The sequence below is a fragment of the Dendronalium phyllosphericum CENA369 genome (assembly GCF_016056275.1).
GTDB lineage: Bacteria > Cyanobacteriota > Cyanobacteriia > Cyanobacteriales > Nostocaceae > Dendronalium > Dendronalium phyllosphericum.
In genome coordinates this window covers 1-13,020 of the sequence record NZ_JAECZA010000011.1, presented here as the reverse complement: position 1 = coordinate 13,020, position 13,020 = coordinate 1, and the positions used below count along the sequence as shown (strand labels likewise).

Genomic DNA, 13,020 nt, shown 5'->3' with positions numbered 1-13,020 from the left:
TCTTTAGCTCCACGATCTAAATATGTAAATATTACTCAATTATTGGCAAAATTTAGAGTTTAGAATCAGGTAATAGACGGCGTAAAAATCTAATAATTGGCGGTTCGATTTTCAGATTAAAAGCTAGGAATTGGGTGCGTTGTAGGCTGTTAAAGTTATTGTCACTAACTAGGATTAATGAATGCTGTTTATCGGGTAGCCTAGAACCGAGAGTTAAGCCTTCAATGTTGTCTAGTGCTACGTCTAGAGTTCTAAAATCTAATAGCAATTTTTTCTTAACTAATTTGATTTTCGTGAAGTCAACTGCCAAAATACTATTGATATTGTGAATATCATCAGCTCCTTCTAAAGAAACTTGAAACAATAAAATAGCAAACCCCAAACCAGTAAAAGACCGCTCTAAACTCAGGAAGTGTCCTTGATTATCTAAGGCAAGTAGATCGGGTAATCCGCTAGCAAACTTGCCAGTTATATTGAGAAATGGTGCTATGGGTTCAGTTTGGTAGAGAAATTCTTTTTCTGGCTGATTAGTGAGTAGGTTGTATTGTAAAATTCGACAAAGAGTACTGATATTTGGTTTAGCTGCTGACCCATCTTGAATGAGAGCGTTTTCGGTGGCTGAAAACAGATGTTTGTTGTCTGGTGTAATAGTGAGGCTTTCAAACGCTAAATTATCACGGATACCTTGCTTGCCGCTTTTATCTGGCAAAAACTTCTTGGGTATGGGTAGTGTAGTAATTGCCTTGCCAGAAGATAAAGAGAACTCTTGAATAAAAGGGTCGATTAATTTACTAACATTGCCTTCTGAAGAAATAAACACAGTTTTCTTGTTACTGAAAGCAATTCCTTCTGTATCGCTTTCACCAACAGGAAAGACTTTACCATTATCATTTAATAGCGTCGTTACACCTACAGGAACAACACCTCCACTTTGTAGCGAACCTTTACTCAAGTCGATTTTAAGGGTGTAGAAACGGGCGGCAGCTTTTTGTCCGCGGTCGTCGGAAATGGCATAATAAAGGTTATTCTTGGCATTGTAGGTAATTCCAGATAATCCTCCAACTTCTGTTTTTTGGAAAGATAATTTATTTGGTAAAGTGGCCTGTCCGATAAACTTTATTTCACTTATCTCAACATTACCTGTAGATAAATTAATGAAGAAGAAGCTGACAATGAGAATTACTACGCCAAAATAAAAAATTTTGGGCAGGGCTAAAAGTTTTTTAAGTAGCTTCATAGATAATAGTTGCTTAAGCGGGAAAATCACCAACACGATAACTTTTTGTTGACTGATGACTGTTGACAGGCAATGAATTTAATAAGTCATTGTGCAATTTAGATGGGTAACAGCTTATTTTATCTGCGTTGTTTAAGCAAGTCGGCAACTATATTCATCTCGAACAAAGTTGACAAACCAATCTTTGACTTTGCGGGTGGCGAGACAGTCGTCTTCGTTGTAAAGTTGGATACTTTCTAATAAAGTGCGATCGCCTGTTTCGAGCCATCGATCGTACCAGTAAATACACTTAGCTCCATTAGCTTCTTTGTTGCGCCACTCAAACCCTAGCCAACGAGCGATCGCTTTTAAGGCATAGCTTTCTATTGGTAATGCTACACTTTGGGTTAATTGTTCGTAGACATCGACAAACCGATTCAGTACGGGCTGTACTGAGGAGTAGGAAGTGCGATAAAGTTTTGCCAGCCGTTTGACTGTATCAAATTCGTAAACACAAAAATGATAAATTGGTGCTTCGGGATATTGCCAAACCAAATCTAGAAATTGCTGCCAAATTAATTCTTCTTCTTCTGGATTTTCTGCGAGGAAAGAATAAAACTGTTCTGTGTTGGCTTGCCTATCAACGACCAAAACCCCCAAAAGATAATTTAAATCTAAGTCTGGTTGAGCTTCAATATCAAAATAAAGCTCCACTGGAGCTGTAATTGTAATATTTTCTACTGATAACAAGTTGGGTAAAATCAACGGTCGTCTTTGCAGTGTTGATTGCGCTTGTACTATTAACTTGGGTGCGACTTCCCCATCGAAACCAACTAGATTTTCTAAGATGAGAGGATTGGTATTGGCAAGAGATTCCAATGTTGTGATGGAGAGAGATTGCAGTTGATTGTAGCGAATCGGTGTAACTCCCGGTAACAAGGAGAGGTGTTTTTGCGATTGGGCGATCGCATAACATTGACTGTACCAATGACAAAGATTACACTTCTGACGAGAGATAAACACTTCCGGCGCATCTAGCGATTCTAAAACTTGCACGAACTCCTCCAGAATTTGCTGCGTCTGTGGTGTCCATTTAGCTAAATCCACTGGATGATCGATCTTTTTAGTACGCAATATCAGCCAAGCTGTTGGAGGTGCAACTTTCTGTACTTTTTCCAACACTAGGGCGTGAAAGGTGGCGACAACTTGGTATTCTTGCTTGGGACGCTTACCTAGTTCGATGTTAGCTGGAACGTAGATCCAATCTCCAAAACAAGACTGTCCCGGCTGTTTTACAAGTAAATCTGGACGGCTGAGGAGAGTATATCTTTCATGGTGAGGCGATACAATATTCTCACTTACCGCATTTATCAACTCTTGGCATTTAGTTAACAACACTCCTTGATGGATGTACTCAACTCCACGCTGCATCAATTCTAAAGTGGCTGTATGACCTTTTTCCCAGTTGCCTTTTGGGTAATCTGGTTTTTCACAGGTAAAATGCGCCAAAATACTCTTTCGATGAACAGTTTTATCTTGTTGTAGTTTGAGTAACAATTCATTAGGCACATCGCGCTGGCTTTGGTCAGCGTGAGTATCTAAAAAAGGTCGGCGCTGACAGCGTTGGTATTGCAGTAGGAGTTCAGCATTAATTAACATTCCTTTAAGCTAACAAGAATTAGCGCTATCTGGCAGTAATTCGGAGAAATTGGGGATTGGGAATTGGGGACTGGGGACTGGGGATTGGGTATTGAAAGTTTACTTGTTACCTGTTGCCTTCTGACAACTGACTTTTGTACAGACAAGGGTTAATCGCGTCTCTACGACAACTGACAACTGACAACTGACCACTGACAACTGACTTAACTATGACCAATATTTCTACTTTAGAAACTAGGTTGCATCAGCATCGAGAGCAATTTCCAGCTTTAGCGAATAAGACTTATTTTAACTATGGGGGGCAAGGGCCGATGCCTCTTAGGGCAATGGATGCTATGACTCAAGCCCAAGCACATATGCAGGATATCGGCCCCTTTGGTTATGACGCGTATATCTGGATTGTCCAGGAAAAGCAAGCTATGAAAGAAGCGATCGCTTCTGAGTTGCACGTACCATTAGAAACTATTACCCTCACTGAAAATGTAACTGTTGGCTGCAATATTGCCATGTGGGGTATTGACTGGCATCCTGGCGACCATATGCTGCTTTCGGACTGCGAACATCCAGGTGTCATTGCTACAGCACAAGAAATCGCCCGTAGATTCTCTGTGGAAGTTACCACTTGTCCTACGATCGCAACTTTAAATGAAGGTGACTCGGTGAGTGCGATCGCTCAACATTTACGCCCGAATACTCGCTTAGTTATCCTCAGTCACGTCTTCTGGAATACAGGTCAAGTTTTACCGCTTGACAAGATTGTAGAAATATGCAGACATAATAATTCTTTAGTTTTAGTAGATGCTGCCCAGTCTGCGGGTTTATTGCCTTTAAACTTGAGTGAATTAGGGGCAGATTTTTATGCTTTTACTGGTCATAAATGGTTATGCGGCCCGGCAGGTTTGGGGGGTTTGTATGTACGGCCAGAAGCGCGAGAAAGCTTGCAACCGACATTTATCGGTTTGCGTGGCGTTGTTGTAGATAGTCAAGGTCAACCTGTGACTTGGCAATCGGATGGGCGAAAATACGAAATATCGACATCAGCTTTTCCATTGTATGTTGGGTTAAGGGAGGCGATCGCCACTCATCAGCAATGGGGAACGCCACAGGAACGTTACCAGCAAATTTGTCATAACAGTGAGTACCTTTGGCGAAGGTTAGCAGCCCTCAGCGATGTTAAATGTCTGCGAAATACTCCACCTGAAAGCGGTATAGTCTCGTTTCAACTAATGCAGCAGCAACCCCAGGCTAGTCTCAAGTTAGTACAATTTTTAGAGTCACAAAGAATATTTACCCGCACAATTGCCGATCCTAACTGTATCCGTGCTACCGTTCATTACTTTACTTTAGAATCTGAAATTGACCTGTTGGTTGAGCAGGTGCAAAAATTTTGTCAAACTTAGAAAACAACTTTCGTGTATTGTTTGTACTAACTCTGAATTTATAGCTTTTTTAAAAAGCCATATATTATTTCTGTTTGCAGCTTAGTTCGGGAATACTAAGCCAAATACGGAATGTATATATGGCATTTTTACACAAATTTACTCACAAGCTTTTAGGTAATAACTCTCAAAATGTCTCTGAGATAAATTCATCTGTAGTCCAACCAGCAAAACCAAAAACTCTGGCTGAATTAGAACAAGAAATAGCATCAGTGCAGGTTAGCAATGCATCCCATCAAAACAGGCGTAGCAAAGCCAAGGGAGGTATAGGTAGTAAGCTGATATGGATGGCAATACTTATCGGCATTCCTGCAAGTGTGGTTTGGTTAGGCGTTGTTGCGTGAATAAGGAAAATGGTAAATTTTACCTATATCCTGTGTCCTGTCGCCGCCCTTAGCCCAAGATGAAGACGAAAGCCCAGTATAAAGTTCAGAATTGGAACGCCTATGATGCGGCACTAAAACTTCGAGGCAGTATAACCTTCTGGGTGAATGAAGAAGTAATCGAGCAGTGGCGCAACCAGCAGAAAACAGGGACAAAGGGAGCATCGAATTATTATTCAGATACTGCGATGTCTGACGACAAGCCGCTAAGAGCGTCTACGCTACAATGGGAACGATTCAGTCGGTATTTCATTTACCTGGACGGCAAGCGGAGGGGTTCTTAGAATCGCTGTTTATGCTGATGGGAATTGAGTTACAAGTCCCGGATCACTCTACCCTATCGAGGCGTTTAAGCAAGTTGTCGGTAGAACTGCCAGTAATTCCAAAGGATAAGGCTGTTCATGTAGTCGTAGATTCAACCGGGGTGAAAGTTTATGGTGAAGGCGAGTGGAAAGTCCGCACACATGGAGTAGGAAAAAGAAGGACGTGGCGCAAGCTGCATCTTGGCTGTGATGAGGGTAGTGGCGAAATTCTGGGTGCAGTGGTAACTACTAATGATGTCGCTGATTGTGAAGTGCTGCCTGACATATTGGAGCAGATCGAGCAGCCAATAGAGCAAGTATCTGGTGATGGTGGCTATGACACAAAAGGTTGTTACGACACCATTTCACAACGCGGGGCAAAAGCGATAATTCCACCGCGTAGTAACGCCAAAATTCAACAATCAAATAATGAAGCACAGCCACACCCTAGAGATAAAAATCTGCATCGGGTAAACCAAGTCGGGCGTAAGCAATGGAAACAAGAGTCTGGTTATCATCGACGTTCATTATCTGAAACTGCCATCTTTCGGCTCAAAACTATTTTTGGCGGTAAGTTGAGACGACGGTTTTTTGACAATCAAGCTGTCGAGTTATTTCTACAGTGTGCTGCCCTTAATCGCATGATCCAGTTAGGTAAGCCTAACTCTTATAAAGTTGAAGCTTAATTCCTATCTTTACTTCGGATTGGGGTGTCCTTTTTTCCTTTCATGCAACAAAGCCATAATTTGCTGGAAAAATGTGAACGTTCCGTTCACATTTTGCCGACGAATGAGTGGCAAGTTAGACCACTGACAAAGCTAGACCCAGACATTCAACCCGAAGCATGGCAACAAGCAGTAGAATCTGCCAAGGGGAAAGTACCATCTCATCGCATCGTCAAAGACGCTGTGCAGCGTATTATGGAGCGAACGAAAGTACCAAACACCTACCAAATCGGGGAAGTATGCCAAATCCTTGCTAAGGATAACCCTGAACTCAGGGGTAAAGGTGGGTGTTGGGGGATAGTCAGCCAAGTAAACGAGTTTAGCTGCACTATGAGGCTGTGGGATGGTGAGTACACGGTTGGGTTGCAGTACCTAAAATCTTATGAATACTTGCCTGCTGAATGTCAGCAGATGCAGGTAATCTGCGATCGCCTTGCTCGAATATATTCAGATTCTTTGGAGGAGACAGTCAAAAATCTGTTGCAGTTGTTGGGGAAGGTAAATCGGCCTTATCTTACTGCCGTGGAGGAGAAGCTGTTGAGCTTGATCGAAAGAGAATACGGCATCATAGATGAAATACCACGTAATTCTCAATCAACTAAGGAGTAGGAGAAGAAAGTAATGCAAAGTATAAAGTTATGTTCTCATGTTGGGGCTGACGGCATTTTGCACCTTGAGATTCCGGTTGGCATGACAGACAAAGAAATGGAAGTCGTGGTGATTTATCAACAGATAGAGCCATCCACTGCCCCAAAAACACCTGAAGAATTAGGATGGCCGCCAGGATTTTTTGAGCAAACAGCAGGGTCATTAGCAGATGACCCAATCCAAAGATATCCCCAAGGGGCATATGAAGCTAGGGAGTCCTTAGAGTGAGATATTTGTTAGATACTAATGCTTGCATTGTTTATCTGAACCGTCCGATATCTGGGGTGAGGCAAAGGTTAGAATCGCTATCACCAGCAGACATTGCTGTTTGTTCGGTAGTAAAAGCTGAACTATTTTATGGTGCAATGCGAAGTAACAACGCTACGCGCACCCTAGCATTACAAGAAGCATTTTTAACTAATTTCGTATCTTTACCTTTTGATGATCGGGCGGCTCGGATTTTTGGCACAATTCGGGCAGAGTTAGGGACGCTTGGTACACCAATTGGGCCTTATGATTTGCAGATTGCTGCGATTGCAATAGTCAACAACTTAACATTAGTCACACACAACACCAGAGAATTCAGTCGTGTCAGTGGATTGGCGATTGAAGATTGGGAGTAGGAGCAATGACATCTTTTGTTTGTTCTAGCCTTGGACAATCCGCAATTCAAAGGCAAAGGCTGTTGTTGGGCAATTGTCAGCCAAGTCAATGACTTTAGCTGTACCGTCCCTGGGATAGAGAATTGACGGTTGGGGTGCAGCATCTCAAGTCTTTCGATTACCTGCCTGATGAATGCCAGCAGATGCAAGAAATCTGCGATCGCATTTCACGGGTGTATTCCAGTAGGTTAGAAGAATCGGTGCAGAGGTTTTTGGAGTCGTTGGTTCAGCTGAAACGGGATTATTTGACGGCTTTGGAGGAGAAGGTGTTGAGTTTGCTAGAGTTGGAAACTGGCGGCTGATGCGAGAATTATCAGCAGGGGTACTATGGCTACGAGTTGTGGAATGAGGGCGATCGCAAGCGTCAAGTCATCGAAGTACATCCCCACGCGATTGCTCAATTGAGTTTAACAGATGGAGCAAGAGAAAGGACTTGTTAGGGAGATATTACAAGTGTTGAGCGTGAAGAAATGATGATTTTGAGGCTATCATCCACCTTTTATTGAAGCGAAGAGGTAGTGACTGGGTGTAGACGGTAGGGGGGCTGTAACTGTAGAATCCCAGGCATCAGAAGAAACAATTAAGCAGATAGTTCAATCTGCTAGCTATGCTATAGAAGATTATTAAACAATCGTTACTTAAAAGGCTGCCCCCACAACTCCCAATTTTCTTGGTTGAATGGGGAGCGCCACTTCAGAATTAGGCTTAATTTCAACTACTGCCTTGCCTGTTGCTCAACTGGAGTATCCCACCAAAAATCAATATTAACTGCCGTCTCTATTCGGTAGACTTTTTGTGTTATCCCAGTGGAGTCCAGTTGCATAAGTGCTGTTGTCGCTACATTATTAGCACTTGTTCGGGTAGGAGCCAGTTGCTCCAAATGCTACCAAAACGAAAGCCGCAACACAAAATTACGAATTAGCTTGCTTGTACGTCAGATATGTTTAAACAACAAAATATACTGCTAGTTTGATTTATGGTGTTGATGCTGCAATGATATAAGTCGGAGTAAGGGTGGGCATAAGAAAACCACTACTGCGCTTTGTGTTAGGTAAAAAGCCTTTGTATAAACGGTTAGCGTTTGCTCCCGCTGGTTCATAGAACTCAGCCTGTCGTAAAGCATAGCTTCACAGTATGTAATTCAGTGTAATTTAAGATAAATACAATGTACGAACAAATTTCTCACTCACTGTTAAATTCAATACTGGATGATTTAAAGCCAGAAATTCGTCGGCAAGATTTACGACATTTTTATACCCGTCTTGGCGCAAACTTTTACGCGATTCATTCGCTATTCTTTACGCTATATGGGCATCGGGATGATTTTAAACTGCAAATGTTACGGCTAGTTGAAACAATGGCGAAAGGCTATATCGATCGCTCTCCAGAGTTAGAAGAGTTGGATATTCAACGTGAGCAAGACCACAATTGGTTTTTGTCGCAAAAATGGGTAGGGATGGCCCTTTATTCCAATGGTTTTGCAGAAAACCTTGCAGATTTAGAGAACAAAATAGGCTACTTTCAAGAGCTAGGTATCAATATGGTACATATTATGCCAATTTTGATGTGTCCAAATGGTCAAAGTGATGGGGGCTATGCCATTAGTGATTTTAGACAAATTGACGAGCGCGTTGGAGATTTAGAAGATATTCGCCGAATCGCTAAGGAGTTTAGAAAGCGTGATATTTTGCTGGTTCTAGACATTGTGCTTAACCATACTTCTGACGAACATGAATGGGCGCAAAAGGCGAAGATGGGGGAGAGAAGTTTTCAAGATTACTATTTTATTTTTGAAAATAGAGAAATCCCTGATATGTTTGAGCAAAATATGCCAGAAGTTTTTCCCCAAACAGATCCGGGCAATTTTACTTGGAATGGCGAGATGGAAAAATGGGTGATGACGGTTTTCCATGATTATCAATGGGATCTAAATTACAGCAATCCCAAAGTTTTTATTGAAATGCTCGACATTATTCTTTTTTGGGCAAATCAAGGTGTAGATATTCTCCGACTCGATGCAGTTGCTTTTTTATGGAAAAGGATTGGTTCTTCCTGCCAAAACGAGCGCAATGCACATTTAATTTTGCAGTTAATGAAAGATTGTTGTCAAGTAACTGCGCCTGGCGTGTTGTTTATAGCTGAAGCGATTGTTGCTCCTGTGGAAGTGATTAAGTATTTCGGTGAGGATGCGATCGCCGCTAAAGAATGTGAGATTGCTTATAATGCAACATTAATGGCATTAATATGGGATGGAGTAGCAACTAAAAATACTAACCTACTTTACCAAGGCATAAAAAGTTTGCCTAACAAATTAGAACGTGCTACTTGGCTAAACTATGTGCGTTGTCATGATGACATTGGCTTTGGTTTTGACGATAGTGATATTCGCGCAGTCGGTTATGAACCGAAAGCACATAGAAGATTTTTAGTTAATTACTTAAGTGGTCAGTTTGAGGGATCATCATCTAGGGGACTGGTGTTCATGCCTAATGAAGCTACAGGAGATGCGCGTATTTGCGGTTCATTAGCTTCTTTGGTGGGATTAGAATCTGTGCTGGAAACTGGTGATGAGGATTTAATCGCCCTTGCAATTAATAGAATTTTATTAATGCACGCAATTATCTTATCTTTTGGAGGAATCCCTCTAATTTATAATGGCGATGCAATTGCTGTACTTAATGATTACAGTTATATTGATGAGCCAAGTAAAACCAATGACAATCGCTGGGTACACCGACCTAAAATTAATTGGGAAAAAGCCGACTTACGCAAAAAACAAGGCACGGTAGAATACAGAGTATTCAATGCTACGAAAAAAATGATCGCTATCCGTAAAGAAATTTCTGCATTTGCTGATTTTAATAACCGTGAATTGCTGCACCTCGAGAATGAACACTTGTTATGTTTTATTCGTTTCAATCATCAACGTCCATCAGAAAAAGTGCTGGTTATCGCCAACTTTGATGCAAATCCGCAATACCTATCTTTAGAGCCGCTTAGGACTGTAGGTTTCAATAGTTATAGTAAGTTTGTTGATTTATATACTGGGATAAAGCCAGAGCAATGTGATAGTCGTATTATTCTACAAGGATATCAATTTTATTGGCTCACAGAGACTTAATCGGTTGCCCCCACAAATCCCAGTTCTCTCTATTAAACGGCGATCGCCACAATGAAGAATAAGAGAAAATCAAAGTTAATTAAATTCATATAACCGTAGTAAATATGACTGCATAGGTGAAGTATGCCAAATTCTAGCTAAAAACAATCGTGATTGACTTCTTAAAGGCAGATGCTAGGCAATTTCCCTCCAACTCATGACTTCAGTTGTACTGTAAGAACTTTAAACACTTGTTAAATAATATTTGGCTGTCACGATCGTTACCCTCTGGTTGAAATAAGCTATTTATGTAGTATTAAAGGGATTGACCCAGATGCCAAAAAAGAGCCAGAGTAAATCTAAGGGCAATGCCCCAGCACAAAACTCTATTGGTTCGCGCATCTTGGAAGCACTTACCGAAGATGAAATTTCCCAGCTACTCGATGAATTATTTATTGTTTTATCCGAAGAACAGCGAGTCACTGCATTTACTCAACTGCAAGCGGATACCCAGGAAACTTTAACTCAAATCATCACTCCACCTCAAACAGTAGAACAGGTAAAAACAAGCAATATTCGACCAACTTCTAATGCAAAATTAGCTCAAACTTGGTCGCAATTATGGTCACAATGGAATCAGATTATTTGGCAAGCATCGCAGGAGGAAGGGAAATATATAGTTCAAGAAGTCAGTTGGGAAGAACCTTATTTTGATGATTGTGCTTTTGTGGAAGATTTAGAAGCAGTTGCACAAAAGATGAAGCCATTGATAAAAACAGCTTTTGAGAATGGCTTTAGTCATGACGATGGTTTTGCAGCCAGTTTGTTATCAGCAGAAAGCGAAATTTCTAATGGAATACCCGACTGGATGGAAATTGCTAACGGGATTCATTTGGAAGGAGCGACAACAAGCTGCTTGTTGGAGTGGGAATGGTTGTTAGTGCAGTCACAAGGACAAGATGGATTCAAATTAGCTCAAAAAATTAGGGAATGGTCAGAAGAATTCACTGATACTAGTTTAAATGATGATGCTGTAATCGATTTCTTCTGTAATTTACCTGATGTTCAAAAAAAAATAATTTTAGATGGAATGACAGCCAATAGACAAGGTAAAGAGTGGAAGTTGGAACTGGAAAACACTTATTCCTATTGGCATATAATTTATATGGAATTGATGCAGCAATTCGCAACACCAGAGATATATTTGAATAATCTCAGGGCTACTATTTCTCAGCAATGGCAAAATGGTTTACCTGTGATTGAGGATTTGTTGGCTAAACAGAAATATCGAGAAAGTCTGATAGTAATTCAAGAAACTTTGGATACGTTGTTAAAAAACAAACAAGATAAAAATCCCTGGACACCAGAAAATTCGCTGTTATTTGTTATTATGGATGGATTTGCTTACAATTCTGGAAATGGAGAAAAGCAAAAAACTTTACTTCGCTATTATCAACAAGCTGTTCGAGAATTGGGAGAAATAGAACGAGCGAATGCTTTAGAAATTCAGCAGATTACTTTTGAATGTTGTTATGACTGGTCGAGTATGTTCAAAGCTTTTGCTGAAATATCAGTTAGTAAAAATACTCAGCAAGCCTTGTTTACATCTTGGCGTGAATCGATAATTAAACGTGCTACACCTTACAGATACTCAGATTTTTTTACAAATGCAAAAGCAGTAGATACTTGGTGGTTGCATTGGTTACTCGATAGTATTACGACTAAGGAGAAAGGACTTGCTTGGTTTAGGCAACAAATTATCGAGTGGTTGGAGAATTTACCTGGAGATCCGGTACAACTGGGTAGGGAATACAATGTAATACATTTGCTAACAGGCGATTTGATCCAAATAAAATACCAGGGACAATTCCCATTACCTAAATTTCATGAGGTTGTGATTCAACCAAACCAACTATCGACACCGGATGCAGTTTCTAGGAGAAAGTATCTCCAAGAATATGCACCCCCCGATTTGTGGGAAAGAGTAATGGCTTATTGGCGAGCAAACTTACACAAATTCGTCCCATTACCAGAAGCATCCAAAAGCTCAGATTATACGAAAAATGCACAATGGATGTCTGCCTTAAAAGAGTTAGCACCAGAGAATTATCAGAGCTTGTTGTCCCAATGGAAAGTCCAGCACAAGCGACGACCTAATTTGTGGAAAGCGATGAAAGAGTTGGGATTGATGTAAGATCGCCAGATAACGGGAGCGAATGAAGATACCTTATTGAAGGAAAATCCAGCTTCTGCAATTATTGATGTTCCTGCTGTTGAAGTACCTGAGTTAACTGAGCAAGAGCGATCGCCTGCACTTGAAATGGGAGGTTGAGAGAGCATTCTTTGAGGCTGGCAAAGCACTAATGGAATTGCGCGTTCGTCCTTGACCTTGGCGCAGCCATCGCAGATTGTACAGATCCACTCACAAAACCTTCGAGGAGTATTGCTGTGATAGATTTGGTCACAGCCGTCGTCAGCCCTACCATTTAATGGAAGCTGCGGTTATTTTTGATAATTTGCTGGAAAAATGTGAACGGAACGTTCACATTTTGCCGACTAATGAGTGGCAAGTTAGATCACTGGAGTTTAGACTAGTTCGCGGTGCGAAACCCAAAAGCCTTACAGTGATTGAGATAGAGAAAAATGTACTCAATCGGAAGGCAGACAATAGGTGTTACAGAAAAAATATCACATTGACAGAGAGTTCAAGATTATCTTGCTCCTTTTTGGTGAAATGGATGAGCAAATGACTCAAATTGACCATCTGCTCTGTGATGACAACCTGCTTGAGTTAATGGAAGCAGACTTGTCAAAACGTTATCCACTCTCCAGCAAGACCGGAAGAAAATCAACTCCAGTAGAAGTGATATTCAGGATGTTAACTTT

10 protein-coding genes and 2 pseudogenes are annotated in these 13,020 nt (G+C 41.0%); 10 read left to right on the top strand and 2 right to left on the bottom strand.

Going from position 1 to position 13,020, the window contains the following annotated elements; genetic code table 11:
* Positions 1 to 52: 52 nt before the first annotated feature.
* A complete protein-coding gene (locus I8752_RS04440) occupies positions 53 to 1,237 on the bottom strand; it encodes an esterase-like activity of phytase family protein (protein WP_214431117.1) in 1,185 nt (394 codons plus the stop codon).
* Positions 1,238 to 1,369: 132 nt separating this feature from the next.
* Entirely contained in the window at positions 1,370 to 2,875 is a 1,506-nt protein-coding gene (locus tag I8752_RS04435; RefSeq protein WP_214431116.1) for a TM0106 family RecB-like putative nuclease, read from the bottom strand.
* Between the two features lie 209 nt (positions 2,876 to 3,084).
* Between I8752_RS04435 and I8752_RS04430 the strand changes: the two genes are divergently transcribed.
* From I8752_RS04430 to I8752_RS04375, 10 genes and pseudogenes are all read left to right on the top strand, one after another.
* A complete protein-coding gene (locus tag I8752_RS04430; RefSeq protein ID WP_214431115.1) occupies positions 3,085 to 4,275 on the top strand; it encodes an aminotransferase class V-fold PLP-dependent enzyme in 1,191 nt (396 codons plus the stop codon).
* 119 nt (positions 4,276 to 4,394) lie between these two features.
* On the top strand, positions 4,395 to 4,658 hold the full coding sequence (locus I8752_RS04425; protein WP_214431114.1) for a hypothetical protein: 264 nt from the start codon (positions 4,395 to 4,397) through the stop codon (positions 4,656 to 4,658).
* A gap of 59 nt (positions 4,659 to 4,717) precedes the next feature.
* Positions 4,718 to 5,685: pseudogene (locus tag I8752_RS04420) on the top strand (IS5 family transposase).
* 42 nt (positions 5,686 to 5,727) lie between these two features.
* A complete protein-coding gene (locus I8752_RS04415) occupies positions 5,728 to 6,333 on the top strand; it encodes a hypothetical protein (RefSeq protein ID WP_225895437.1) in 606 nt (201 codons plus the stop codon).
* 12 nt (positions 6,334 to 6,345) lie between these two features.
* A complete protein-coding gene (locus tag I8752_RS04410) occupies positions 6,346 to 6,600 on the top strand; it encodes a hypothetical protein (RefSeq protein ID WP_214431113.1) in 255 nt (84 codons plus the stop codon).
* Complete coding sequence (gene vapC, locus I8752_RS04405) at positions 6,597 to 6,995, top strand: type II toxin-antitoxin system tRNA(fMet)-specific endonuclease VapC (RefSeq protein WP_214431112.1); 399 nt, start codon at positions 6,597 to 6,599, stop codon at positions 6,993 to 6,995. The genes I8752_RS04410 and vapC overlap by 4 nt, the downstream gene beginning before the upstream one ends.
* Positions 6,996 to 7,129: 134 nt before the next feature.
* Positions 7,130 to 7,336: a hypothetical protein gene (locus I8752_RS04400; RefSeq protein WP_225895436.1), complete on the top strand. Its 207-nt coding sequence runs from the start codon at positions 7,130 to 7,132 to the stop codon at positions 7,334 to 7,336.
* Positions 7,337 to 8,199: 863 nt separating this feature from the next.
* Positions 8,200 to 10,155, top strand: a complete 1,956-nt coding sequence (locus I8752_RS04390; protein WP_214431111.1) for an amylosucrase — start codon at positions 8,200 to 8,202, stop codon at positions 10,153 to 10,155.
* A 313-nt stretch (positions 10,156 to 10,468) separates the two neighbouring features.
* Positions 10,469 to 12,328 (top strand): hypothetical protein, encoded by a 1,860-nt coding sequence (locus I8752_RS37175; protein WP_225895435.1) that lies wholly within the window; start codon positions 10,469 to 10,471, stop codon positions 12,326 to 12,328.
* Between the two features lie 477 nt (positions 12,329 to 12,805).
* Positions 12,806 to 13,020 (top strand): annotated as a pseudogene (locus tag I8752_RS04375) (ISNCY family transposase); the annotation flags it as partial.